Origin of the sequence: Enterobacter hormaechei ATCC 49162, from assembly GCF_001875655.1 — a bacterium.
In the GTDB taxonomy this organism is placed as follows: domain Bacteria; phylum Pseudomonadota; class Gammaproteobacteria; order Enterobacterales; family Enterobacteriaceae; genus Enterobacter; species Enterobacter hormaechei.
Map to the genome: position 1 here is coordinate 953,024 of NZ_MKEQ01000001.1, position 23,528 is coordinate 976,551.

At 55.2% G+C, this 23,528-nt stretch carries 19 protein-coding genes; 10 read left to right on the forward strand and 9 right to left on the reverse strand.

Annotation, left to right across the window (positions count from 1 at the left end; genetic code table 11):
• Positions 1–26: 26 nt before the first annotated feature.
• The 3 genes from BH712_RS04770 to BH712_RS04780 are packed head-to-tail and all read right to left on the reverse strand — an operon-like array spanning position 27 to position 4,186.
• Positions 27–884 (reverse strand): aldose epimerase family protein, encoded by an 858-nt coding sequence (locus BH712_RS04770; protein WP_006809120.1) that lies wholly within the window; start codon positions 882–884, stop codon positions 27–29.
• A 4-nt stretch (positions 885–888) separates the two neighbouring features.
• Positions 889–2,637, reverse strand: a complete 1,749-nt coding sequence (locus BH712_RS04775; protein ID WP_006809121.1) for a sulfatase — start codon at positions 2,635–2,637, stop codon at positions 889–891.
• Positions 2,638–2,650: 13 nt separating this feature from the next.
• Positions 2,651–4,186 (reverse strand): PTS transporter subunit EIIC, encoded by a 1,536-nt coding sequence (locus BH712_RS04780; RefSeq protein ID WP_006809122.1) that lies wholly within the window; start codon positions 4,184–4,186, stop codon positions 2,651–2,653.
• A gap of 152 nt (positions 4,187–4,338) precedes the next feature.
• On the opposite strand from BH712_RS04780, the gene BH712_RS04785 reads away from it, so the two are divergent.
• Positions 4,339–5,553: an anaerobic sulfatase maturase gene (locus tag BH712_RS04785; protein ID WP_006809123.1), complete on the forward strand. Its 1,215-nt coding sequence runs from the start codon at positions 4,339–4,341 to the stop codon at positions 5,551–5,553.
• A gap of 113 nt (positions 5,554–5,666) precedes the next feature.
• Complete coding sequence (gene pbp4b / locus BH712_RS04790) at positions 5,667–6,968, forward strand: penicillin binding protein PBP4B (RefSeq protein WP_032673732.1); 1,302 nt, start codon at positions 5,667–5,669, stop codon at positions 6,966–6,968.
• Between the two features lie 51 nt (positions 6,969–7,019).
• Here pbp4b and BH712_RS04795 read toward each other — a convergent pair whose 3' ends face one another.
• The 3 genes from BH712_RS04795 to BH712_RS04805 all read right to left on the reverse strand — a co-directional run bounded on the left by BH712_RS04795 (position 7,020) and on the right by BH712_RS04805 (position 10,643).
• The gene (locus BH712_RS04795) at positions 7,020–8,927 is read right to left on the reverse strand and encodes a DNA topoisomerase III (protein WP_006809125.1); all 1,908 of its coding nucleotides are present in this window, start codon (positions 8,925–8,927) and stop codon (positions 7,020–7,022) included.
• Between the two features lie 4 nt (positions 8,928–8,931).
• The gene (gene selD / locus BH712_RS04800; protein WP_006809126.1) at positions 8,932–9,975 is read right to left on the reverse strand and encodes a selenide, water dikinase SelD; all 1,044 of its coding nucleotides are present in this window, start codon (positions 9,973–9,975) and stop codon (positions 8,932–8,934) included.
• Between the two features lie 116 nt (positions 9,976–10,091).
• Complete coding sequence (locus BH712_RS04805; RefSeq protein ID WP_006809127.1) at positions 10,092–10,643, reverse strand: NAD(P)H nitroreductase; 552 nt, start codon at positions 10,641–10,643, stop codon at positions 10,092–10,094.
• A gap of 167 nt (positions 10,644–10,810) precedes the next feature.
• On the opposite strand from BH712_RS04805, the gene sppA reads away from it, so the two are divergent.
• The 4 genes from sppA to chiD all read left to right on the forward strand — a co-directional run bounded on the left by sppA (position 10,811) and on the right by chiD (position 15,876).
• Entirely contained in the window at positions 10,811–12,667 is a 1,857-nt protein-coding gene (sppA, locus tag BH712_RS04810) for a signal peptide peptidase SppA (protein WP_006809128.1), read from the forward strand.
• Between the two features lie 62 nt (positions 12,668–12,729).
• The gene (gene ansA, locus BH712_RS04815; protein WP_032673734.1) at positions 12,730–13,746 is read left to right on the forward strand and encodes an asparaginase; all 1,017 of its coding nucleotides are present in this window, start codon (positions 12,730–12,732) and stop codon (positions 13,744–13,746) included.
• A gap of 9 nt (positions 13,747–13,755) precedes the next feature.
• Positions 13,756–14,397: a bifunctional nicotinamidase/pyrazinamidase gene (gene pncA, locus BH712_RS04820; RefSeq protein ID WP_006809130.1), complete on the forward strand. Its 642-nt coding sequence runs from the start codon at positions 13,756–13,758 to the stop codon at positions 14,395–14,397.
• 225 nt (positions 14,398–14,622) lie between these two features.
• Positions 14,623–15,876: a chitinase ChiD gene (gene chiD / locus BH712_RS04825; RefSeq protein WP_006809132.1), complete on the forward strand. Its 1,254-nt coding sequence runs from the start codon at positions 14,623–14,625 to the stop codon at positions 15,874–15,876.
• 44 nt (positions 15,877–15,920) lie between these two features.
• Here chiD and BH712_RS04830 read toward each other — a convergent pair whose 3' ends face one another.
• Entirely contained in the window at positions 15,921–16,193 is a 273-nt protein-coding gene (locus BH712_RS04830; protein ID WP_006809134.1) for a YeaC family protein, read from the reverse strand.
• 41 nt (positions 16,194–16,234) lie between these two features.
• Positions 16,235–16,648, reverse strand: coding sequence for a peptide-methionine (R)-S-oxide reductase MsrB (msrB, locus tag BH712_RS04835; RefSeq protein ID WP_006809135.1), 414 nt, complete (start codon positions 16,646–16,648; stop codon positions 16,235–16,237).
• A 341-nt stretch (positions 16,649–16,989) separates the two neighbouring features.
• On the opposite strand from msrB, the gene gapA reads away from it, so the two are divergent.
• The gene (gene gapA / locus BH712_RS04840; RefSeq protein WP_006809136.1) at positions 16,990–17,985 is read left to right on the forward strand and encodes a glyceraldehyde-3-phosphate dehydrogenase; all 996 of its coding nucleotides are present in this window, start codon (positions 16,990–16,992) and stop codon (positions 17,983–17,985) included.
• Between the two features lie 74 nt (positions 17,986–18,059).
• The gene (locus BH712_RS04845; RefSeq protein ID WP_006809138.1) at positions 18,060–18,944 is read left to right on the forward strand and encodes a D-hexose-6-phosphate mutarotase; all 885 of its coding nucleotides are present in this window, start codon (positions 18,060–18,062) and stop codon (positions 18,942–18,944) included.
• Between the two features lie 68 nt (positions 18,945–19,012).
• Here BH712_RS04845 and BH712_RS04850 read toward each other — a convergent pair whose 3' ends face one another.
• Positions 19,013–19,759 (reverse strand): MipA/OmpV family protein, encoded by a 747-nt coding sequence (locus tag BH712_RS04850; protein ID WP_006809139.1) that lies wholly within the window; start codon positions 19,757–19,759, stop codon positions 19,013–19,015.
• Positions 19,760–20,191: 432 nt separating this feature from the next.
• Between BH712_RS04850 and yeaG the strand changes: the two genes are divergently transcribed.
• Together yeaG and BH712_RS04860 are read left to right on the forward strand one after the other, a co-directional pair.
• Entirely contained in the window at positions 20,192–22,126 is a 1,935-nt protein-coding gene (gene yeaG, locus BH712_RS04855) for a protein kinase YeaG (RefSeq protein ID WP_006809140.1), read from the forward strand.
• Positions 22,127–22,200: 74 nt separating this feature from the next.
• Positions 22,201–23,484, forward strand: a complete 1,284-nt coding sequence (locus BH712_RS04860) for a YeaH/YhbH family protein (protein WP_032673519.1) — start codon at positions 22,201–22,203, stop codon at positions 23,482–23,484.
• The last annotated feature ends 44 nt before the right edge of the window (positions 23,485–23,528 follow it).

Consider the following 23,528-nt stretch of genomic DNA (forward strand, 5'->3'; position numbering starts at 1 on the left):
CTGCCCGTATTCTGGCAATCCCCCGCTCATGCGTCCACCGTAAAGCGCAACCGGACCGTAAAAGTCTGGCTTTCTCCCGCGGTCAGATGCCGCATACCGCGTTTATTCCTCGTCTGTCCGTCGGCATCCGGGGCATCGGTGGTGCCCGCTAACGGCTCAATGCAGAGTAAATCGGCCCCCGGCACGCCCCACAGGGCCAGCCAGGGCTGTTCGCCCGTCTCCAGCGTTAAGGCGAGCGTACCGTCGGGGGCGCGAACGTGGATAACCCTGTGCTGACATTCGCCGAAATAGACAGCCCCCGCCGCGAAGCATGCCCTCGCTAGCGCAAAGCGTGTGGTATCCCGCTGTTGTCCGCCAGTATTTAGCGTGCGATCGCAGGTAAAGAACGGTCCGCTTACCGCAGCGCTAAATTCCACCCACCAGCCGGGGCGGGAGGCAATGGCCAGGGCGAAACCAGGATGCCAGCCAGCCGAGTAAGGCAACGTTCGGCTGTCGTCATTAAAGACCGTCTGTCGAAAAGTCAGTCCACCGCCGTCGAGAGAGAGTGTCTGCCGCACCCGCCAACGGCGCGGCCATAGTTTCAGCGTCTGCGCCGTGGAGCAGGCTTCCAGCGTCAGCGTATCCGACGTCTGCTCCACGCAATAGAACGTTTGCTCGCGCAGAAAACCATGTGCCGGGAGCGGCCAGAATTCGCCGTCCAGCCACAGCCCGTCGTGTATGAGTCTCCCGACCACCGGAAATAACGGTGTGGCCGTATGGTTCCAGACCGCCGCCTGCGGTTGCCATAGCCGCTCAGTACGCGTTTGTTTATGCCAAAGACTGACCAGCTCACCGCCAGTGGCCTGCACCGTTGCCGTGTAACGTTGGTTTTCAAGTGTCCACATGCCGTTATTCTGTCCGTAACAACAATCGGGTCTGGTAAACCAATGCCCGATGCCGATCGCCACTAAAAAACGCGTCGATCAGGGTAAAAATATCGGCCTCGCGGAGTGTTTTTCCCGCCGGGAAGTGCGCCAGTAAATCGTCGTGGGCAATTCCATCCGCCTTCCCGGCACGGAGGAGAAAACGCAGCGCTTCTTCCACGCCATGGTGTTCGCACCCGGCCAGGACATTCAGCCGTGACCAGCGCCCGGCGAAAGCCGCCTCGCGCGTTGCGCTAATGGTGTCCAGTTCGAAACGGGCATATAACTCTGAGGGTGCATCATGCGCCTGCATCATCGCGCGCATTGCCTGTGCGTAATGCAGCGTTTTTTCGCTGTCCGCAAGCGAAAGCATTTGTCCCGGATCGACGTGCAGATCAAACAGCTTATCGCCGAAGCGCCACGGGTTGAGATAACCGAAGGTCGCCGGGATCTGCATCACCTGCGCCCCTTGAGTAAAATCGAACCCCGGGTGGAGCGTAATATTTTGCAGTTCGCTGACGTTAAACATGCTGTCGATTCGGGTTGGCATTAAGGTGTATTCGTACAGACTGTCTTTACCCTCTTCCCGAGGACAGCGCATATAGACCCAATTACCGTCGGTAATATTGATGTGGCCGCCAAAATAGCCGAACAGGGCGTAGTCACGCACAGGCCTGTCATGCGCCACGGCTTTACCCAGCGGCTGGCCGGTCATCGTCGCCGGGCGCGGCAGATGAAAATAGTCGAGCAGCGTAGCGGGAATATCGATAGTCTGCGCCAGCGCCTGCCGCCTCACGCCGTATTCGCGGCTACGTGGATCGCGGATGAAAAATGGCGTATTCGCGATTTCGTTATAGACCGGCATAATATTTTTGCCCCACCACTGGTGCTCGCCGAGCAGGAAACCGTGATCGGTGCAGACGATAAAGAGCGTATCATCCCACAGGTTGAGCGCCTTCAGTTTATCCATCACCTGGCCAAGGTAGTCATCGCACATGGTGACCAACGCCTGGTAAAACTTCCGAACCTTTTCGTCATTCTGCCCGCCCGGTGCGCCGCAGTAATACGGTACCCAGCCGTCAAATTCATCGGCAGTGCAGCCGTACTGCGCGAGGTATTTTTCCGGTACAAAGAACGGCTCATGGGGATCGAAACATTCGATCTGCAAAAACCAGTTATCCTGGTGCTGATTGGTTTCAAGGAAGTCCATGCCCGCCTGAATGGTACGATGCGTATAGTGATCTTCCTGCCCCGGCATCGCTGCGCGGTTGATCAGATCCTGGGTCATTCGTCCGCTACGCCTGCGCAGAGTTTCTTCATCCTCCTGTCCCTGCCAGTGAATGGCCGGTTTTTCGACCTGACCTTTCCAGCGGTCCCCCTCCTGTCCGCGAATGAACTCAAAGGTGGTGTAGCGGGTATGGTATGTGGCTCCGCCGTCTCGCCAGTAGTGTTTGTGGTCGGTCACCAGATGCGTATGGATCCCCGCCTCACGCAAAGCCTGAAAGGTTGAGAAGTCGTAAGGCTCCATTGGCCCCCAGCTGCGATGCAAAAAGTTATAGCGACCAGTATGCAGCTCCCGTCGGGCGGGCATGCAGGGCATGCTACCCACGTAAAAGCGATCGAACTGCGCAGACTCCCGCGCAAGCCGGGTAAAATTGGGGGTAATCGCGTCGCCGCCATAGGGAGCAAGGTGGTTACGGGTTAGCGTGTCGAACATCAACATGACTGCTTTCATAAGACGTCTCTTTTTATGAACCGATAAATTCTTCGACTTCGTTCTTAATCAGGGTGACATGGGGCCCGTACACGATCTGCACCCCTTCCCCACGAATAAACGCACCGCGGCTGCCGAGCCGTTTAAAGTCATCAACTACAACCTCTTTAGCATTCTTCACCGTTACGCGCAGGCGCGTGGCGCAGCAGTCCACGTCGACGATATTCTCGCGCCCACCCAACGCATGCACGATACCGGCGGCACGTTCATTGCCCGCCATAGCAATATCCACGGCCTCCTCGTCCCGCTCACGGCCAGGCGTCTTCAACTGTCGCCACTGGATCAGGAAGCGGAAAGAGAAGTAGTACAGACAGAACATCACCGCGCCGAGCGGCAACATCAGCAACCAGTTAGTTTTGGCGTTGCCCTGAAGTACACCAAACAACATGAAATCGATAAGCCCACCGGAAAAAGTCTGCCCGACAGTGATTTGCAGGATGTGAGTTAACATAAATGCCACGCCAGTTAGCACGATATGAACCCCGTAAAGCAGCGGCGCGCAGAACATGAACGCGAACTCAAGAGGCTCGGTGATGCCGGTAACAAACGCGGTCAGTGCAGCGGAAAGCATCAGACTGGCGACCTTTTGGCGATTTTCCGGACGCGAGGTGTGGTAGATGGCCAGCGCCGCGCCCGGCAGACCAAACATGAAGTCGGCAAAGCGGCCCGCCATAAACCGCGACACGCCAATGTAGTATTCGGACACCGTAGGATCGGCAAGCTGAGCGAAGAAGATTTTCTGTGTTCCCTGGACCACCTGACCGTTAACCACCATCTCGCCGCCAACGCTGGTCAGCCAGAACGGCAGATAAAAAAGGTGATGCAGGCCGAGCGGAATCAAACATTTAAGGATCATGCCGTAGAACAACGTTCCCACGTAGCCCGTTTTTTCCACCACCCCACCCAGGTGACTGATACCAGCCTGTATATGCGGCCAGACAAAAAATAGCGCGACACCGAGAAAGATGGCGAAGAACGAGCTAAGGATGGGCACAAGACGCGAGCCGCTAAAAAAGGCCAGCAGATCCGGTAACGCCGTTTTACCGAAGCGTTTTTGCACCCAATATGCCAGCAGGCCACTCATAATGCCGCCCATCACGCCGGTTTGCAGGCTGACGATCCCCAGCACGTTCGCTTGTACTGCCGCAGCCAGATTATCTGACGCCAGCGTGCCTGACAGGAGCAGCGAGGCGTTAATGGCCTTGTTCATGACAATGTAGCAGAGCACCGCCGCCAGCCCGGCCGTCCCTTTGTCGCTGCGCGCCATGCCAACCGCGATACCCACCGCAAACAGTAGCGAAAGGTTATCGAACACCACGCTGCCGCACAGTTTCATCACGGTAAATACGGTCTGAAAAAACGGGTTATCCAGCATCGGATAGGTCGAAAGGGTCACCGGATTGGTAAAGACGCCGCCAAAGCCCAACAACAGCCCGGCGGCGGGCAGAACGGCAATAGGTAGCATGAACGACTTACCCAGATTTTGTGCGCCCGCAAACAATTTGCTCATAAAAGCCCCTGATATTGGTGTAATGAAGTTTATGTTTCATTTTATTCTTGTTTATATGAAATCTATATTTCGATCGTTTTTTTATAAAGTCAAAACCCGGTGAGAGAAAAGTGAACAGCATCACCTTTTTTCGGGAAGGCTAAGGAGCCTGTATGAACCGTCCCTTTCATCTGATGGCAAAGTCGGTGAGCTATCAGTGCAACATCGCCTGCGACTACTGTTTTTATCTGGAAAAAGAGCATGGGACGCTTCAGCCCCGTCAGCCATCGCGACACATGGATGACGCAACGCTGGAGGCTTTTGTCCGGCAGTACATTTCGGCGAACCCAGGGCCGGAGGTGGAATTCACCTGGCAAGGCGGTGAACCAACGCTGGCGGGCATTGCTTTTTATGAGCGGGCGCTGGGATTACAGCGTCAGTATGCCGCCGGAAAACGCATCACCAACAGCATTCAGACCAATGGGGTGCTCATTGATGAAGCGTGGGCATCGTTCCTCGCCACAAACCATTTTCTGGTGGGACTGTCGATTGATGGCCCCGCCTGGTTACACGATCGTTACCGCAAAACCCGCAGCCAGGGCTCAGTGTTTGACAAGGTTGTCCGCGCCATGTCGCTACTGCAACAACACAATGTCGACGTGAATGTGCTGACCGTCGTAAACAACGTCACGGCCGAACATCCGCAGGAGATCTATCGTTTTCTCACCCGAGAGTTGGGGGCAAAGTTTGTTCAATTTATCCCTGCCGTTGAGCAACGACCGCTGGCGGAAAAATACGGTGAACTACTTTATCCTCAGTCACTTGCCGGAGGCTCCGTCACCGAATGGTCAGTATCCGGCGAGCAATGGGGAAAATTTATTAACGGCGTGTTCGACCTGTGGGTACGCCACGATGTGGGGCAGGTTTATGTCCAGCTGTTTGACAGCGCCCTTGCCGCATGGCTGGGGGAAACGCCCTCTTTATGCGTGATGCGCTCTTCATGCGGTTCTGGGCTCGTCGTTGAACAAAACGGTGACGTCTACAGTTGCGATCACTATGTTTACCCTGAACACCGCCTGGGCAATCTGCGCAGAGACAGCCTGGTAAAAATGGCGAACGGCAAAAAGCAGCGGAAGTTTGGCTTAGCGAAAGCAGCGGTATCCGCAGAGTGTATGCGCTGCGACTGGCGCTTCGCCTGCCACGGAGGGTGCCCGAAGCACCGTATCCATAAAATCGGGCAGCGGTGGCACAACCATCTTTGCGCAGGCTACAAAGCCATATTCAGTCATATGGATCCGTACATGCGTTTTATGGCGAAGCAGATCCAGCACCGGCAACCCCCGGCAAACGTGATGATGGTGGCCGGGACGATCGCCAGCAGCGACTAATTCAAACCAACGTCCCTCTTGCGACGCAGGCATACTTTTTTCATGACCGTTCGGGTTTATGATTGCCGTCTGCTTTGCAGGCAAGAATGTGGGCTTACATTGAGGGAACGATGATGAAACCAGGTGTGATTTGTGCTTCTTTGATTGCGTTATCTTTATCGGCGTTTGCGGCCGATTATCCGGTATTAACCGCTGCACCGCCGGAAGACGTGGGCTTTAATGCGGAAAAGTTAAACAAGCTTGACCGTTGGATCCAGCAGCAAGTGGATGCCGGATACCCGGGTATGAATGTGTTAGTGGTAAAGGACAATCATATTGTTTTTCAGAAGGCCTGGGGTTACGCCAAAAAATATGAGGGGTCGCATTTAGCCAGCCATCCTGTCATGGCCACCACGGACACGCTGTACGATTTGGCTTCCAATACCAAAATGTATGCAACCAACTTTGCGCTACAGAAACTGGTTTACGAAGGCAAAATAAACGTGACCGATCTTGTCGCGAAATATATCCCGGGGTTTGCGGATAACCCTACCGACAAAATTAAGGGGAAAGATGCCCTGCGTATTATTGATATTTTGCATCATACCGCTGGCTTCCCGGCCGATCCGCAATATCCCAACAAGCGCGTTGCCGGCAGTCTCTATTCTCAGGATAAACAGACCACGCTGGAGATGATCAAGCGAACGCCGCTGGATTATCCGCCAGGTTCAAAACATGTCTACAGCGACGTCGATTACATGATCCTCGGATTTATCATTGAGTCCGTTACCGCAATGCCGCTTGATGTGTATGTTGAGAAAGAGATTTACCAGCCGCTCGGCCTGAAGCACACGGTGTTTAACCCTCTGTTAAAAGGCTTTAAGCAACCGCAAATTGCCGCCACCGAACTTAACGGTAACACCCGCGATGGTGTAATCAGTTTTCCTCATATTCGTACCAACACCCTCTGGGGAGAGGTACATGATGAAAAAGCCTGGTATTCCATGGGGGGCGTTTCAGGTCACGCGGGTCTGTTCTCAAATACGCGGGATATTGCCGTTCTGATGCAGACCATGCTTAACGGAGGACATTATGGCAACGTCACGTTATTTGATCAGAAAACGGTAGATGCGTTTACCCGTCGCTCGGCGGCAGATGCCACCTTTGGTCTGGGCTGGCGGGTTAACGGCAATTCATCTATGACGACGACCTTTGGCGTACTGGCTGGCCCGCAGACGTACGGGCATACGGGCTGGACAGGCACCCTCACCGCCATCGATCCCGTAAAACATATGGCGATCGTCATTCTGGGCAACCGACCGCACTCGCCCGTCGCTGACCCCAAACTCAATCCGAATGTTTTCGTCAGCGGAACGTTGCCTGCGGCGACATACGGATGGATTGTCGATCAGATCTATGGCGCGCTGAACGAGTAAACGCCACTTTTCTTGCCGGGTGGCGGCTACGCCTTACCCGGCCTGAGAAAATTATGCTGCGCTTTTCTTCTTTTTGAACGGCTTTTTCGCCCCGCCGCCCGGGGCGACCATGCCCCGGAATCGCTGCACCGGCGTACTGCGCGCCTGGTCAATCAGCTGATAAAGCGTCCCTACCAGCGGCTGCATAAAGTCCTGGTAACGGCACTGCTTTTCGCTGATCTGCGTCAGCACCGACTCCCAGTGCGCCGTCATGTCCGGCCTTGCCGCCAGTTCAGGCAGAGAGTGAATGAGCGCCCGGCCCGGCTCTGTTGAGTGGATGTAGCGCCCCTTTTTCTCCAGGAATCCACGCTTAAAGAGCAGCTCGATAATCCCCGCGCGGGTTGCTTCCGTACCCAGACCGTCGGTGGCGCGCAGGATCTTCTTCAGATCTTTATCCTGCACAAAGCGGGCGATACCGGTCATGGCCGACAGCAGCGTCGCGTCGGTGAAATGGCGCGGCGGCTGGGTCTGACGTTCAACCACTTCACCTTTTTCGCACAGCAGTTCATCGTCTTTGGCCACGACCGGCAACGGCGTGCCGTCGTTCTCTTCGTCACGCTCTTTGTTACCGAGCAGCGTGCGCCAGCCCGCTTCCGCGAGGAAACGCGCTTTAGCGACAAACTTGCCTTTGGCAATTTCCAGCTCGATGACGCACTTGCGGAACACCGCGTCCGGGCAGAACTGCATCAGATACTGTCGCGCGATCAGGTTATAGACCTTCGCTTCGTTGTCGGTCAGGTTGACGTTGCTGGTGCGCGCCGTCGGGATTATCGCGTGGTGGGCATCGACTTTTTTATCGTCCCAGCAGCGGTTATGGGTATCCGGGTTCACCGCTGGCTGTGGCAACAGATCCGGCGCATGGACGCCAATGGCATTCATCACCGAGTGGCGCCCGGCGAAGTGTTCTTCCGGCAGATAGCGGCTGTCCGAACGCGGGTAGGTGATCAGCTTGTGGGTTTCATAGAGCTTCTGGCAGATATCGAGCACGTTCTGCGCGCTCAAGCCAAACTTTTTTGCTGCCTCAATCTGGAGTGCGGAAAGAGAAAACGGCAGCGGCGCGGGTTCTGATTCCCGTTTATCGTTATAGCTGGTGACAATCGCGGGCTGACCGGTAATACGGTTGACCACGTGCTCCGCCAGCGGACGATGCAGCAGCCGTCCCTCTTCGTCCTGATATGACTCACAGGCATCGCTCGGCTGCCAGACGGCGGTAAAGCGTTCGTCTTTCGGCGTGACGATATGCGCTTTGACTTCGAAGAAGTCTTTGGCAACGAAATTTTCGATCTCTTCGTCGCGACGCACCACCAGCCCCAGCACAGGTGTCTGGACGCGGCCCACGGAGAGCACGCCCTGATAGCCCGCATTACGCCCGAGAATGGTGTAGGCGCGGGTCATGTTGATCCCGTACAGCCAGTCCGCGCGGGCACGCGCCAGCGCGGAGACACACAGGGGAATAAATTCGCTGTTGGCGCGCAGGCGCGAAATGGCCCGCTCCACCGCCTGCGGGTTGAGGTCGTTGATCAGGCAGCGCTGCACCTGCTGGCGCTTTTCCGGCGCCAGCTCCAGGTAGTCCAGCACTTCATCGACCAGCAGTTGCCCTTCCCTGTCCGGGTCACCCGCGTGGACCACTTCCGTCGCCTCATGCAGGAAGCGCTTAATAACGTTGAGCTGTTTGGTGACGGAAGGACGCGGTTGCAGACGCCACTTTTCCGGCACAATCGGCAGATCGTTAAGATTCCAGCGGGCATAGCGGCTGTCGTAGGCATCCGGCTGCGCCTGTTCAAGCAGGTGACCGATACACCAGGTGACCACCTGCCCGTTACCGCATTCGATAAAGCCGTCGCCTTTGCGATGCGGCTTGGGCAGCACATCGGCGATGGCGCGCGCCAGACTCGGCTTTTCGGCAATAAACAACCGCATCGAATTAACGGATCTCAATCATCGGGCGACCACCGCGGGCGGTCACCAGCTCACCAATGGCCGTCAGGGTGATGCCAAACTCGGCAGCCGTCGCCTGTACGTCAGCCTCTGCTTCCGGCGTCACCGCCAGCAGCAGGCCGCCGGAGGTTTGCGGATCGCACAGCAGGTTACGCCACGCTTCCGGCATTTCGCCCATCAGGTGACCATAGCTGGCGAAGTTGCGCTGCGTTCCGCCCGGCACCGCGCCCAGCGCAATGTACTCTTCCACGCCCGGCAGCTTCGGCACGTCCTGATACCAGACCTGCGCCTGTACGCCCGCGCCCTGACAGACTTCGGAGAGGTGGCCCAGCAGACCAAAACCGGTCACGTCGGTCATGGCCTTCACGCCGTCAATACTGGCGAAAGCCGCCCCGGCGAGGTTCATCTGACACATCACTTCCGTTGCCAGACCGATATGCTCAGGTTTCAGCAGGGATTTCTTCTCCGCGGTGGTGAGCACGCCAATGCCCAGCGGCTTGGTGAGGAACAGTTTGCAACCCGCCTGCGCCGTGCTGTTACGCTTCACGCGTTCAGTCGGCACCACGCCGGTGACGGCCAGGCCGAAGATCGGCTCCGGCGCATCAATAGAGTGCCCCCCGGCCAGCGCAATCCCCGCCTGCTGGCAGGCAAAGCGTCCGCCTTCGATCACGTCGCGGGCGATTTCCGGCGGGAGGGTGTTGACAGGCCAGCCCAGAATGGCGATCGCCATAATGGGTTTGCCGCCCATCGCAAAGATATCGCTGATGGCGTTGGTGGCCGCGATGCGCCCGAAGTCGAACGGGTTGTCGACAATCGGCATAAAGAAGTCAGTGGTGCTGATAATGCTGGTGCCGTTACCTAAGTCATAAACCGCTGCATCGTCACGCGTTTCGTTACCGACAAGCAGGTTCGGGTCGACAAACTTCGCCTGTTCACTGTGCAGAATGGTCTCCAGCACTTTCGGGGAAATTTTACAACCGCAACCGGCTCCGTGGCTGTATTGCGTTAAACGAATGGTTTGCTCGCTCATGGACGTCTCCTGTCATCTCAATCGCGCTATGGTAGCGCTCATTCCATAAAGAGGTAAGTATGACTGTCTGAATTCTGCGGCGGATGCTCAGAATCCAGACAGTTTAGCGCGTGGGATTAAAAACGGCTGACGAAAGGGGTCGTGTCCGGCACGCTAATGGTGCTGGAGGCTTTAAGCTGCGGGGTACCGAGATAGAGGAAGCCGACAATTTTATCGTGCTCACCACAGGAGAAGCCTTCCCGCACGGCGGCGCTCTCAGTCAGCGGCCCGGTACGCCAGATGCCGTTAAAGCCCTGCGCGACGGCGGCCATCTGCATTGCCATTACCGCGCAACCGGCAGACATCTCCTGCTCCCAGACTGGCACTTTATGGTCAGCCTTGCATTTTGCGACTACCGCGATAATCATCGGCGCCCGGAACGGCGCGCTGCGGGCTTTATCAATCCCCTTTTCATCCTGGCCTGCGGCAACAGCCCCCTGCTCCAGCAGCTGGCTGAAGCGGTCGCGCCCTTCGCCTTCAATAATAAAGAAGTGCCATGGCTGCAATGTGCCATGGTCCGGCGCACGCATTCCGGCACGCAGAATGTTTTCCAGCTGCTCACCGACGGGTGCCGGTTCGGCCAGACGGGAAGCGCTACGACGGTTAACAAGCAGTTCAAGTGCGTCCATTGGTTAACTCCTTTCATGAAATTTACTCACAAAATTAACACGACAGCAGAATTTGTTACAGCGTGGCAGGCGATTCCTGCTGACAAGTGGCGGTTGGGTCATTACGATAACCGCACATTACCGTCCCGTGGCGACGGAAACAGTCCTTTTCTGGTTAGGGAGAATACATGCGAACCCTTTGGCGAATCTTTGCCGGTTTCTTTAAATGGACGTGGCGACTGCTCAACTTCGTCCGCAACCTGGTGATGAATATCTTCTTCATCTTCCTGGTACTGGTATGCGCAGGTATCTGGATGCATATCAGCAACGCAAACCAGTCGCAGCATTCGACGCGCGGCGCACTGTTACTCGATATCACCGGGGTGATTGTTGATAAGCCGTCTACCAGCAACCGTCTGGGCGTGATTGGCCGCCAGCTGTTTGGCGCAACGTCAGACCGACTCCAGGAAAACTCCCTGTTTGATATCGTCGAGACCATCCGTCAGGCCAAAGACGATCGTAACATTACCGGTATCGTGCTGGATCTGAAAGACTTTGCCGGGGCCGATCAGCCGTCAATGCAGTACATCGGTAAAGCGCTGCGCGAATTCCGCGACAGCGGTAAGCCGGTGATTGCCGTTGGCGACAGCTACACCCAGGGGCAATATTATCTGGCGAGCTTTGCCAATAAAATCTGGCTTTCGCCGCAGGGCGCGGTCGATCTGCATGGCTTCGCCACTAACGGTCTGTACTACAAATCGCTGCTCGACAAGCTGAAGGTCACCACGCACGTCTTCCGCGTCGGGACCTATAAATCCGCCGTGGAGCCGTTTATCCGCGATGATATGTCCCCTGCCGCCCGTGAAGCGGACAGCCGCTGGATTGGCGAGCTGTGGCAGAACTACCTCGGCACCATTGCCGCTAACCGTCAGATTACCGCGGAGCAGGTATTCCCGGGCGCGCGCGGCGTGCTGGACGGCCTGCGCAAGGTGGACGGCGATACGGCGAAATACGCGCTTGATAACAAACTGGTCGATCAGCTGGGTTCCAGCGCTGAAATTGAAAAAGCGCTGACCAAACAGTTCGGCTGGAGTAAAGAGGACAAAAACTACAGCGCTATCAGCATGTATGACTACGCCGCGAAAAAGCCGGACGACAGCGGTGACAGCATCGCCGTGGTGTTTGCTAACGGCGCCATTATGGACGGCGAGGAGACCCCGGGGAACGTCGGCGGGGACACCACCGCATCGCAGATCCGCGATGCGCGCCTCGATCCGAAAGTGAAAGCGATTGTCCTGCGGGTGAACAGCCCTGGCGGCAGCGTTAGCGCCTCTGAAGTGATCCGTGCTGAACTGGCCGCCGCACGCGCCGCGGGCAAGCCGGTCGTGGTCTCGATGGGCGGCATGGCGGCTTCCGGGGGTTACTGGATCTCAACGCCAGCCAACTACATTGTGGCTAACCCAAGCACGCTCACCGGTTCGATTGGCATCTTCGGGGTGATCAACACCGTCGAGAACAGCCTGGATTATCTCGGCGTCCACACCGACGGCGTTTCCACCTCGCCGCTGGCGGATGTGTCTGTCACCAAATCCCTGCCGCCTGAGGTGTCAGAGATGATGCAGCTCAGCATTGAGAGTGGCTATAAACGTTTCATCACGCTGGTTGCGGACTCCCGTAAAAAGACGCCCGATCAGATTGACCAGATCGCTCAGGGCCACGTCTGGACCGGTCAGGATGCGAAGAGCAACGGTCTGGTGGACAGCCTGGGTGACTTCGATGACGCCGTGAAGAAAGCGGCCGAACTGGCGAAGCTCAAGCAGTGGCACGTGGACTATTATCAGGACGAACCGACGTTCTTCGATATGGTCATGGACAGCATGTCCGGCTCCGTCCGCGCCATGCTGCCGGACGCGCTTCAGGCTTATCTGCCGGCGCCGGTGGCGACTGCGGCAAAAGCCATGAAGGCGGAGAGCGATAAGCTCGCAGCGTTTAATGATCCACAAAGCCGTTACGCGTTTTGCCTGACCTGTGCGAACGTGCGTTAAAAACCGTCCCCTCTTCCCGTGAAGAGGGGATTTTTTCTTTTGAAGAACAAGAACTCATTACCATGCAGAAGAAATCAATTTATGTCGCCTATACCGGCGGTACCATCGGTATGCAGCGCTCAGAAAATGGCTATATCCCGGTTTCCGGTCACTTGCAGCGCCAGCTGGCGCTGATGCCTGAATTCCACCGTCCGGAAATGCCGGACTTCACCATCCACGAGTATGAGCCGCTGATGGACTCCTCCGACATGACGCCGGAAGACTGGCAGCATATTGCGGACGATATTAAAGCCCATTACGACCAGTACGACGGCTTCGTGATCCTGCACGGCACCGACACCATGGCGTTCACCGCCTCGGCGCTCTCCTTCATGCTGGAGAACCTGAGCAAGCCCGTGATTGTGACCGGCTCGCAGATCCCGCTGGCGGAACTGCGTTCAGACGGGCAGATCAACCTGCTTAACTCCCTGTACGTGGCTGCCAATTATCCGATCAACGAAGTGTCGCTGTTCTTCAACAACCGGCTGTATCGCGGGAACCGTACCACAAAAGCACACGCCGACGGCTTTGACGCGTTTGCCTCACCTAACCTGCAACCGCTGCTGGAAGCGGGGATCCATATCCGTCGTCTGGGCACGCCGCCCGCGCCAAATACCGCAGGCGAGCTGATTGTTCACCCGATCACCCCGCAGCCGATTGGCGTGGTGACGATTTATCCGGGCATTTCCGCCGACGTGGTGCGCAACTTCCTGCGCCAGCCGGTGAAAGCGCTGATCCTGCGCTCCTATGGGGTGGGTAATGCCCCGCAGAACGGTGAGTTCCTGAAAGAACTTCAGGAGGCGAGCGATCGCGGGATTGTGGTGGTCAACCTCACCCAGTGTATGTCCGGTAAGGTCAACATGGGCGGCTACGCCACCGGTAATGCCCTGGCGCACGCAGGCGTGATCAGTGGTTTCGATATGACCGTTGAGGCAACGCTGACTAAACTTCACTATTTACTGAGTCAGGATCTGGATATTGATTCCATTCGCCGCGCCATGATGCAAAACCTGCGCGGTGAACTGACGCCGGACGAATAAGGAGTTCCTATGAAGCAACGCGCCCTGTTACTGGTCGATTTGCAAAATGATTTCTGTGCGGGCGGTGCGCTGGCCGTCGCGGAAGGCGACAGCACCGTCGACGTGGCAAACACGTTAATTGAGTGGTGTAAGGCTCGTGGTGAAGCGGTGGTGGCGAGTCAGGACTGGCATCCGGCAAACCACGGCAGCTTTGCCAGCCAGCACAACGTCGAGCCTTACAGCCAGGGCGAACTGGACGGGCTGGCGCAAACCTTCTGGCCGGATCACTGCGTGCAGCAGACGGAAGGCGCTGAGCTGCATCCGCTCCTCAATCAGAAGGCCATCGACGCGGTGTTCCATAAAGGTGAAAATCCGGCTATCGACAGCTATAGCGCGTTTTTTGATAACGGGCACCGCCAGAAGACGGCGCTGGACGCGTGGTTACGCCACCATGAAATCACCGAGCTGATTGTGATGGGCCTGGCGACGGATTACTGCGTGAAGTTCACCGTGCTGGATGCGCTCCAGTTGGGCTATTCCGTGAATGTCATCACCGACGGCTGTCGTGGGGTGAATATTCAGCCGCAGGACAGCGCCCAGGCATTTATGGATATGGCCGCGGAAGGCGCAACGCTGTATACGCTGGCTGACTGGATGGAGACGCAGGCGTAAGCGTTTTTAGCCGGGTGGCGGCTTCGCCTTACCCGGCCTACTTTCTCTGGTTTTGTAGGCCGGGTAAGGCGAAGCCGCCACCCGGCAAAACCCCCTCCCCGATCTCCCATAAAGTGAACTCCCTCGCATCACAAGCGAAACGGCAATGCTATTCTCTTCAGGCTGTTTTTTCGCCACGCCTTTTCTGTGGCGTGGTTATTTTTATTTGGTCAAAGAGGAAATTATATGAAACGTTTGCCCTTGCTGGCAGCATTACCCTTGCTTTGCGCGTCACTGGCTTCCGCCGCGCCCCTGATGTCCGTGGGCTACTTCAATGGCGGTGGCGATGTTACCGCCGGACCGGGTGGCGATATCAATAAACTCGACGTCCGCCAGATTACTCACCTCAACTACTCGTTTGGTCTGGTCTATAACAACGAGAAAGACGAAACCAACGCCGCGCTGAAGGATCCGGCAAAACTGCATCAAATCTGGTTATCACCAAAGGTGGCATCCGACCTGGCCTTAATCCCCACCCTGCGTAAACAAAATCCGAACCTGAAAGTCCTGCTTTCCGTTGGCGGCTGGGGCGCGCGTGGTTTTTCTGGCGCAGCGGCAACCAAAGAGAGCCGTGCGGTGTTTATTCGCTCCGCGCAGGAGATCGTCAATAAATACGGCCTGGACGGGATCGATTTGGACTGGGAATATCCGGTCAACGGCGCGTGGGGACTGGTCGATAGCACCCCTGCCGACAGGGATAACTTCACAGCGCTGTTAAAAGAGATGCGTGACGCGTTTGGTAAGAAAAAGCTGGTCACGATCGCGGTGGGCGCGAATGCGGAAAGTCCGAAAAGCTGGGTGGATGTGAAAGCCATTGCCCCTCTGCTCGACTACATCAACCTGATGACCTACGACATGGCATACGGGACTCAGTACTTTAACGCGAATCTGTATGACTCCAGTGCCTGGCCGACGGTGGCTGCCGCGGACAAATACAGCGTCGATTTTGTGGTGAACAACTACCTGGCCGCCGGGCTTAAGCCGCAGCAGATGAACCTCGGGATCGGTTTTTATGGCCGCGTACCGAAGCGTGCCGTTGAACCGGGCATCGACTGGAGCAAACCGGACGCGCAAAACAATCCGGTGACACAGCCCTATTTTGGACCGCAGGAGATCGGCCTGTTTAAATCGCTTGGCTATGATCTGACCAAAGACACCTACGTGAAATACAACGATATCGTCCGCAAATTGCTGAACGATCCGCAGAAACGCTTTACCGAGCACTGGGACGATCAGGCGAAGGTGCCGTGGCTGTCAGTGAAGTCTGCCGACGGGAAGGCGCTGTTTGCAATTTCGTATGAGAACCCGCGTTCCGTGGCAATCAAAGCGGATTACATCAAGGAGAAAGGTCTGGCCGGTGCCATGTTCTGGGAGTACGGGGCTGACGATGAAAACCAGCTCGCGAAACAGCTGGCGAAGTCGCTCGGGATCCCGCACTAAGGTGCCGGGTGGCGGCTTCGCCTTACCCGGCTTACATGGAACCTTTATTTGAAAGTCGCAATCGGCTTCGGCGTAATGCCGAAGTCTTCTTTTAGCTCACGCTTGCTTTTCATCACCATCTGACCGTTAGTGTCGATAGTCATATGCTGTGCGTCGGTATTGTTACGCGCCTGCCATAGCATCACCAGCTGCAAACTGTTCTCTTTTTGTTCAGGTGTGAGGGCCACACCGTCCGGCCATTTTCCCAGTTCAACGGCCGTCACCAGACGCTGATACACCTCCGGGGTCATGCCTGCAATCATGTCATCAATATTCATGATCTCTCCCTTTCAAAGGAATAATTTGCTGAATCGTTTTTTCAACCCTGGGTCTGGTCGCCGTTTTCGTCATCGGTAAAGCTCATGGAAGCCGAATTGACGCAGAAGCGCTCCCCCGTCGGCTGCGGGCCATCCGGGAAGACATGCCCGAGATGGGCGTCACAGTTCCCGCAGCGAATTTCGGTGCGCACCATGCCGTGCGAGGAGTCCGTCAGGTAACGGATCGCATCGTCGCTGACAGGCTCGTAAAAGCTTGGCCAGCCGCAGCCAGAATCATACTTAGTATGGGAGTTAAACAGCGGTGCATCACACACCAGGCAGTGGTAGACGCCTTCCCGTTTGTTGTGCAGCAAACGCCCGGAAAACGGCGGTTCTGTGCCGTGATTTTGCGTCACGTAAAACTGCATCTCTGTAAGGTTTTTTTTCAAATCGTCGGGGTTACGTTGGTTCGACATATGCTTACATCTCGCTGTTGAAACAGACATCTTTTAACCCAGATTCTAACAAAACATTAACACCCGCGCGTACACTTTTGTTCTAAACTTATGTGTCGCAAAAAGGCGGTCAGGCAATTGTGATCAATTTCACATTTTAATCCTGCGAGGCCTTTAAAATTCCGGGCGCAGCCCCCATGTGGTTGCTAGCTCAAAGGGAAAGTGAGGCGAGTCAGTCGCACAAACGTTAGTCACAGGATTGATTTGTCGCAATGATTGACACGATTCCGCTTGACGCTGCGTAAGGTTTTTGTAATTTTACAGGCAACCTTTTATTCACTAACAAATAGCTGGTGGAATATATGACTATCAAAGTAGGTATCAACGGTTTTGGCCGTATCGGCCGTATTGTTTTCCGTGCTGCTCAGAAACGTTCTGACATCGAAATCGTTGGTATCAACGATCTCCTGGACGCTGAATACATGGCGTACATGCTGAAGTACGACTCAACTCACGGTCGTTTCGACGGCACCGTTGAAGTGAAAGACGGCCACCTGGTTGTTAACGGCAAAACCATCCGCGTTACTGCTGAGAAAGACCCAGCTAACCTGAAATGGAACGAAATCGGTGTTGACGTTGTAGCTGAAGCTACCGGTATCTTCCTGACCGACGAAACTGCACGTAAACACATCACTGCGGGTGCGAAGAAAGTTGTTCTGACTGGTCCTTCCAAAGACAACACCCCAATGTTCGTTCGCGGTGCAAACTTCGAAACTTACGCTGGCCAGGACATCGTTTCCAACGCATCCTGCACCACCAACTGCCTGGCACCGCTGGCTAAAGTTATCAACGACAACTTCGGCATCATCGAAGGTCTGATGACTACCGTTCACGCGACCACTGCGACTCAGAAAACCGTTGATGGCCCGTCTCACAAAGACTGGCGCGGCGGCCGTGGCGCGGCTCAGAACATCATCCCATCTTCTACCGGTGCTGCTAAAGCAGTAGGTAAAGTACTGCCAGAACTGAATGGCAAACTGACTGGTATGGCGTTCCGCGTTCCAACTCCTAACGTATCCGTTGTTGACCTGACCGTTCGTCTGGAAAAAGCTGCTTCTTATGAAGAAATTAAGAAAGCAATCAAAGCTGCTTCCGAAGGCCCAATGAAAGGCGTTCTGGGTTACACCGAAGACGACGTTGTATCTACCGATTTCAACGGCGAAGTGTGCACTTCCGTGTTCGATGCTAAAGCAGGTATCGCACTGAACGACAACTTCGTGAAACTGGTTTCCTGGTACGACAACGAAACTGGCTACTCTAACAAAGTACTGGACCTGATCGCTCACATCTCCAAATAAGTTGAGATGAGTGCTTGATCCTAAAAGGCGACTTCGGTCGCCTTTTTTATTGTTTTCAGACAGAGGATTGCTTAATGATTAATAAAATTTTTGCACTTCCGGTAGTCGAACAACTTACCCCTGTGCTCTCCCGCCGTCAGATTGACGGTGCCGATATCATCGTCGTTGATCACCCGCGCGTTAAAGCTTCCGTCGCGCTTAATGGTGCCCACCTGCTCTCCTGGAAACCAGAAGGTGAAGAAGAAGGCCTGTGGCTGAGCGAAGCCACCTCGTTCAAAAAAGGGGCGGCGATCCGTGGTGGCGTACCCATCTGCTGGCCATGGTTTGGCCCGTCAGCGCAGCAGGGATTACCCTCTCACGGTTTCGCCCGTAATCAGCAGTGGACGCTCAAAGCCCACAACGAAGATGAAAACGGCGCGGTGTTGACCTTTGAACTTCAGGCAAATGATGAAACGCGCGCCCTGTGGCCGCACGAGTTCACGCTATATGCCCGCTTCAAGCTGGGTAAAACCTGCGAAATTGAACTGGAAGCGCACGGCGAATTCGAAACCACGTCCGCCCTGCACACCTATTTCAACGTAGGCGACATTCAGGCCGTTAAGGTGAGCGGCCTTGGCGATACCTTTATCGACAAAGTGGATAACGCGAAAGAAGGCAGACTGGACGACGGCGTGCAGACTTTCCCGGATCGTACCGACCGCGTGTACCTGCACCCGGAAGCCTGTAGCGTAATCCATGACGGCGCGCTGAACCGTGGCATCGAAGTGGTTCATCATCACCACAGCAACGTGGTGGGCTGGAACCCTGGCCCTGCCCTTTCCGTCAGCATGGCGGATATCCCGGATGACGGTTACAAGACCTTCGTGTGTGTGGAAACCGCGTGTGTGACTGCGCCGCAACAAACCAGCGAAGAAAAACCATCCCGCTTAGGCCAGACGATCAAGATTGTGAAGCGCTAATATTTTCTGCCGCATCATGAAAAAACAAACGGGGCGCAAGCGCCCCGTTTTAATGCATCACGTTCTGGTCAGAACTTGTAGGTCACGCCCACAGAGAAGATACCAGACCAGGACTTGTCGACCATCGGGCTGTCTTTCACTTCATCGCTCAGACGAATGTAACGGCCAGTACCGTATACATTCCAGTCACCGAGGAAGTTATACGAGGCGGTGAGTTCCAGGTACGGATCCCAGCCATCATCCGCGCTGTAGCTCTTCAGACCACTGCGGCGAGACTCCGCTTTAGACACGCCATAGTAGTAGTCGTTGTAATTCTCGCTGCTGTACTGCACACCGATACCCGGCGTCAGCGTCAGCGCACCGTTGGTATAGCGATAAAGCCACGCCAGATCCCAGATGAAGCCGTTGCTGTTGTCCAGGGTATCGCCCGCCAGCGCCGTGCGCAGGAAGCCATACTCGGTATTATGGACGTAAGAAAGCCCCGCCATCAGTGAGCTTCTGCGTTTGTCCAGCTGACGAAGCGCATTGCTGTCGCTGTCGCCTGGTTTAAAGTGCGTAGGATCGTAATAGGCCATGATGGAGAGCTTATCGGCCGTGTCGTTCCAGAGATAGTAGCCGCCGCCCAATCCACGGAACCAGAAGTTATCGCCTTCATAGGTGACAACGGGGATAGGATAAACGTCGCGGTCATACTGCTTGTACGGGCTGTTAATCACGCCAGCACCCGCGCCAACAGTCCACTGGCTCTCAGCCTGTACGGTGCTCGCTGCGGTAGCGGCAAAGATGCCCAATGCCAGAAGTTTGAGTTTGGTCACAATCCATTCTTTCCTGTAGTCAAATAATCAGCGGGTGAAGTGTAACCGCCATTCCCGTACATCCCAAAATTTTTTGCGCGCTAATCTATTTGATTAACCCGTTATTTTTCATTTTTCAGATGACATCCCGCTTTCATTTATGTGACCGATAAATGAAAAACCCGCTTTTCGCTTATAACCGCAGTGGAAATTTTTGGATGAGTTATTGATATGTCATTGAAAGTAGATTTTATCCGTATGCAAGTTTTGCAATTGCCATCTACGCTTTACTTTAAGAAGAGGTTTTGCTGAACACCCTGCGGTTCATAGCCTTCGACCTGGCACACAGGTTGCTGCTCTGGCAGTGCGGTGCGAAAAATTCTCTTCCGGGAGCCTCCACTACTCATACGAACGGCTCTTATCCTGTGCTAAAAAACGAAAGGACGGCATGCCATGAATATATTCGATCACTATCGCCAGCGCTACGAAGCTGCCAAGGACGAAGAGTTCACACTGCAGGAGTTTCTTACCATTTGTCGGCAAGATCGCAGTGCCTATGCCAATGCGGCAGAACGGCTATTGATGGCTATTGGTGAGCCAAACATGGTTGATACTGCCCTGGAGCCACGGCTTTCCCGTCTCTTTTCGAACCGGGTGGTCGCCCGCTACCCGGCGTTTGAGGAGTTCTATGGCATGGAAGATGCCATAGAGCAGATCGTCTCCTACCTGAAGCATGCCGCTCAGGGGCTGGAAGAGAAGAAACAGATCCTCTACCTGCTGGGGCCTGTCGGTGGGGGTAAATCTTCCCTCGCTGAACGGCTGAAAGCGCTGATGCAGCGCGTGCCAATCTATGTGCTGAGCGCCAACGGCGAGCGCAGCCCGGTCAATGACCACCCGCTGTGCCTGTTTAACCCGCAGGAGGATGCGCAAATTCTGGAAAAAGAGTTTGGCATTCCGCATCGCTATCTCGGTACGATCATGTCGCCGTGGGCGGCAAAACGTCTGCATGAGTTTGGTGGGGATATCACTAAATTCCGAGTTGTGAAAGTGTGGCCGTCTATCCTTGAGCAGATCGCCATTGCCAAAACTGAACCCGGTGACGAGAACAACCAGGATATCTCGGCGCTGGTGGGTAAAGTTGATATCCGTAAGCTGGAACATCACGCGCAAAACGATCCGGATGCCTACGGCTATTCCGGTGCGCTGTGCCGCGCCAACCAGGGGATTATGGAATTTGTCGAGATGTTTAAAGCACCGATCAAAGTGCTGCATCCGCTGCTGACCGCCACCCAGGAAGGCAACTACAACGGGACGGAAGGTATTTCTGCCCTGCCGTTTAACGGGATTATCCTCGCTCACTCGAACGAATCCGAATGGGTGACCTTCCGTAACAACAAAAACAATGAGGCGTTCCTTGACCGTGTGTATATCGTCAAAGTGCCTTATTGCCTGCGGATCTCCGAAGAGATCAAGATTTACGAAAAACTGCTCAACCACAGTGAGCTGGTGCATGCACCTTGCGCACCGGGAACCCTGGAAACGCTGTCGCGCTTCTCGATCCTGTCGCGCCTGAAAGAGCCGGAAAACTCCAGCATCTACTCGAAAATGCGCGTCTATGACGGTGAAAGCCTGAAAGATACCGACCCGAAAGCGAAATCGTATCAGGAATACCGCGATTATGCGGGGGTCGACGAAGGAATGAACGGTCTGTCGACGCGTTTCGCGTTTAAGATCCTCTCCCGCGTCTTTAACTTCGACCATGCGGAGGTGGCCGCCAACCCGGTGCATCTGTTCTATGTGCTGGAACAGCAAATTGAACGTGAGCAGTTCCCTCAGGAGCAGGCTGAACGCTATCTGGAGTTCCTGAAAGGCTATCTGATCCCGAAATATGCCGAGTTCATTGGCAAAGAGATCCAGACCGCCTACCTGGAATCCTATTCCGAATACGGGCAGAACATCTTCGACCGGTACGTCACTTACGCTGACTTCTGGATCCAGGATCAGGAGTACCGCGACCCGGATACCGGCCAGCTGTTTGACCGTGAATCCCTGAACGCGGAGCTGGAAAAAATTGAGAAGCCAGCCGGGATCAGCAACCCGAAAGACTTCCGAAACGAGATTGTGAACTTCGTGCTGCGCGCCAGAGCGCATAACAATGGCCGCAATCCGAACTGGACCAGCTACGAAAAACTGCGCACGGTTATAGAGAAGAAAATGTTCTCTAACACCGAAGAGCTGTTGCCGGTCATCTCGTTTAACGCCAAAACCTCAACCGACGAGCAGAAAAAGCACGACGATTTTGTCGACCGTATGATGGAGAAGGGCTATACCCGCAAACAGGTCCGCCTGCTCTGTGAATGGTATCTGCGCGTGCGTAAATCGTCTTAAAACAAGTGCCCGGTAGCGCCTGTGCCTGCCGGGCCAACAAAAACGCAAGTTGGCAAATGCAGTACGGGGGATATATGACCTGGTTTATTGACCGGCGTCTTAACGGCAAAAACAAGAGCACGGTGAATCGCCAGCGCTTCTTGCGCCGTTATAAAGCGCAAATTAAACAGTCGATCTCCGAGGCCATCAACAAACGCTCGGTGACCGACGTCGACAGCGGCGAATCCGTCTCCATCCCTAACGATGACATCAGCGAACCGATGTTTCATCAGGGGCGTGGCGGCCTTCGCCATCGCGTGCACCCAGGTAATGACCACTTCGTCCAGAATGACAGAATCGAGCGGCCACAAGGCGGAGGCGGCGGTTCTGGCAGCGGTCAGGGGCAGGCCAGCCAGGACGGAGAAGGCCAGGATGAGTTCGTCTTCCAGATCTCAAAAGACGAATATCTCGACCTGCTGTTTGAGGATCTGGCCCTGCCGAATCTGAGAAAGAATCAGCACCGCCAGCTCAACGAATACAAAACCCATCGCGCGGGCTATACCGCTAACGGGGTGCCCGCCAACATCAGCGTGGTGCGTTCTCTGCAAAATTCGCTGGCGCGACGCACGGCAATGACGGCAGGTAAGCGGCGCGAACTGCGCGAGCTGGAAACCAGCCTGAAAGTGGTGGAAAACACCGAACCGGCGCAACTGCTGGAAGAGGAGCGCCTGCGTAAAGAGATTGCCGAACTGCGGACGAAGATCGACCGGGTGCCGTTTATCGACACCTTCGACCTGCGCTACAAGAACTACGAAAAACGTCCGGAGCCTTCCAGCCAGGCGGTGATGTTCTGCCTGATGGACGTGTCAGGCTCAATGGATCAGGCCACCAAGGATATGGCTAAGCGTTTTTATATTCTGCTCTATCTGTTCCTGAGCAGAACATATAAGAACGTGGAGGTGGTCTACATTCGCCATCACACTCAGGCAAAAGAGGTGGATGAACATGAGTTCTTCTACTCGCAGGAGACCGGTGGCACCATCGTGTCGAGCGCTCTCAAGCTGATGGATGAGGTGGTGAAGGAGCGCTACGATCCGGCGCAGTGGAATATCTACGCCGCGCAGGCATCGGATGGCGATAACTGGGCGGATGACTCGCCGCTGTGTCATGAAATTCTGGCGAAGAAGATCCTGCCGGTGGTGCGTTATTACAGTTACATTGAAATTACCCGTCGCGCCCACCAGACGCTGTGGCGTGAGTATGAGCATCTGCAAGCGATGTTCGATAACTTTGCGATGCAGCACATTCGCGACCAGGATGACATCTATCCGGTCTTCCGGGAACTGTTCCAGAAGCAGAGTTCGACAACCTCCAATTAAATGTTATTAATCAGCCAGTTAACTATGTTTTTCTGGCTGATTTT

Coding starts and splice junctions, on each gene's coding strand:
- BH712_RS04770 (WP_006809120.1), bottom strand. CDS start 884: ATGTGGACACTTGAAAACCAACGTTACACGGCAACGGTGCAGGCCACT.
- BH712_RS04775 (WP_006809121.1), bottom strand. CDS start 2,637: ATGAAAGCAGTCATGTTGATGTTCGACACGCTAACCCGTAACCACCTT.
- BH712_RS04780 (WP_006809122.1), bottom strand. CDS start 4,186: ATGAGCAAATTGTTTGCGGGCGCACAAAATCTGGGTAAGTCGTTCATG.
- BH712_RS04785 (WP_006809123.1), top strand. CDS start 4,339: ATGAACCGTCCCTTTCATCTGATGGCAAAGTCGGTGAGCTATCAGTGC.
- pbp4b (WP_032673732.1), top strand. CDS start 5,667: ATGAAACCAGGTGTGATTTGTGCTTCTTTGATTGCGTTATCTTTATCG.
- BH712_RS04795 (WP_006809125.1), bottom strand. CDS start 8,927: ATGCGGTTGTTTATTGCCGAAAAGCCGAGTCTGGCGCGCGCCATCGCC.
- selD (WP_006809126.1), bottom strand. CDS start 9,975: ATGAGCGAGCAAACCATTCGTTTAACGCAATACAGCCACGGAGCCGGT.
- BH712_RS04805 (WP_006809127.1), bottom strand. CDS start 10,643: ATGGACGCACTTGAACTGCTTGTTAACCGTCGTAGCGCTTCCCGTCTG.
- sppA (WP_006809128.1), top strand. CDS start 10,811: ATGCGAACCCTTTGGCGAATCTTTGCCGGTTTCTTTAAATGGACGTGG.
- ansA (WP_032673734.1), top strand. CDS start 12,730: ATGCAGAAGAAATCAATTTATGTCGCCTATACCGGCGGTACCATCGGT.
- pncA (WP_006809130.1), top strand. CDS start 13,756: ATGAAGCAACGCGCCCTGTTACTGGTCGATTTGCAAAATGATTTCTGT.
- chiD (WP_006809132.1), top strand. CDS start 14,623: ATGAAACGTTTGCCCTTGCTGGCAGCATTACCCTTGCTTTGCGCGTCA.
- BH712_RS04830 (WP_006809134.1), bottom strand. CDS start 16,193: ATGAATATTGATGACATGATTGCAGGCATGACCCCGGAGGTGTATCAG.
- msrB (WP_006809135.1), bottom strand. CDS start 16,648: ATGTCGAACCAACGTAACCCCGACGATTTGAAAAAAAACCTTACAGAG.
- gapA (WP_006809136.1), top strand. CDS start 16,990: ATGACTATCAAAGTAGGTATCAACGGTTTTGGCCGTATCGGCCGTATT.
- BH712_RS04845 (WP_006809138.1), top strand. CDS start 18,060: ATGATTAATAAAATTTTTGCACTTCCGGTAGTCGAACAACTTACCCCT.
- yeaG (WP_006809140.1), top strand. CDS start 20,192: ATGAATATATTCGATCACTATCGCCAGCGCTACGAAGCTGCCAAGGAC.
- BH712_RS04860 (WP_032673519.1), top strand. CDS start 22,201: ATGACCTGGTTTATTGACCGGCGTCTTAACGGCAAAAACAAGAGCACG.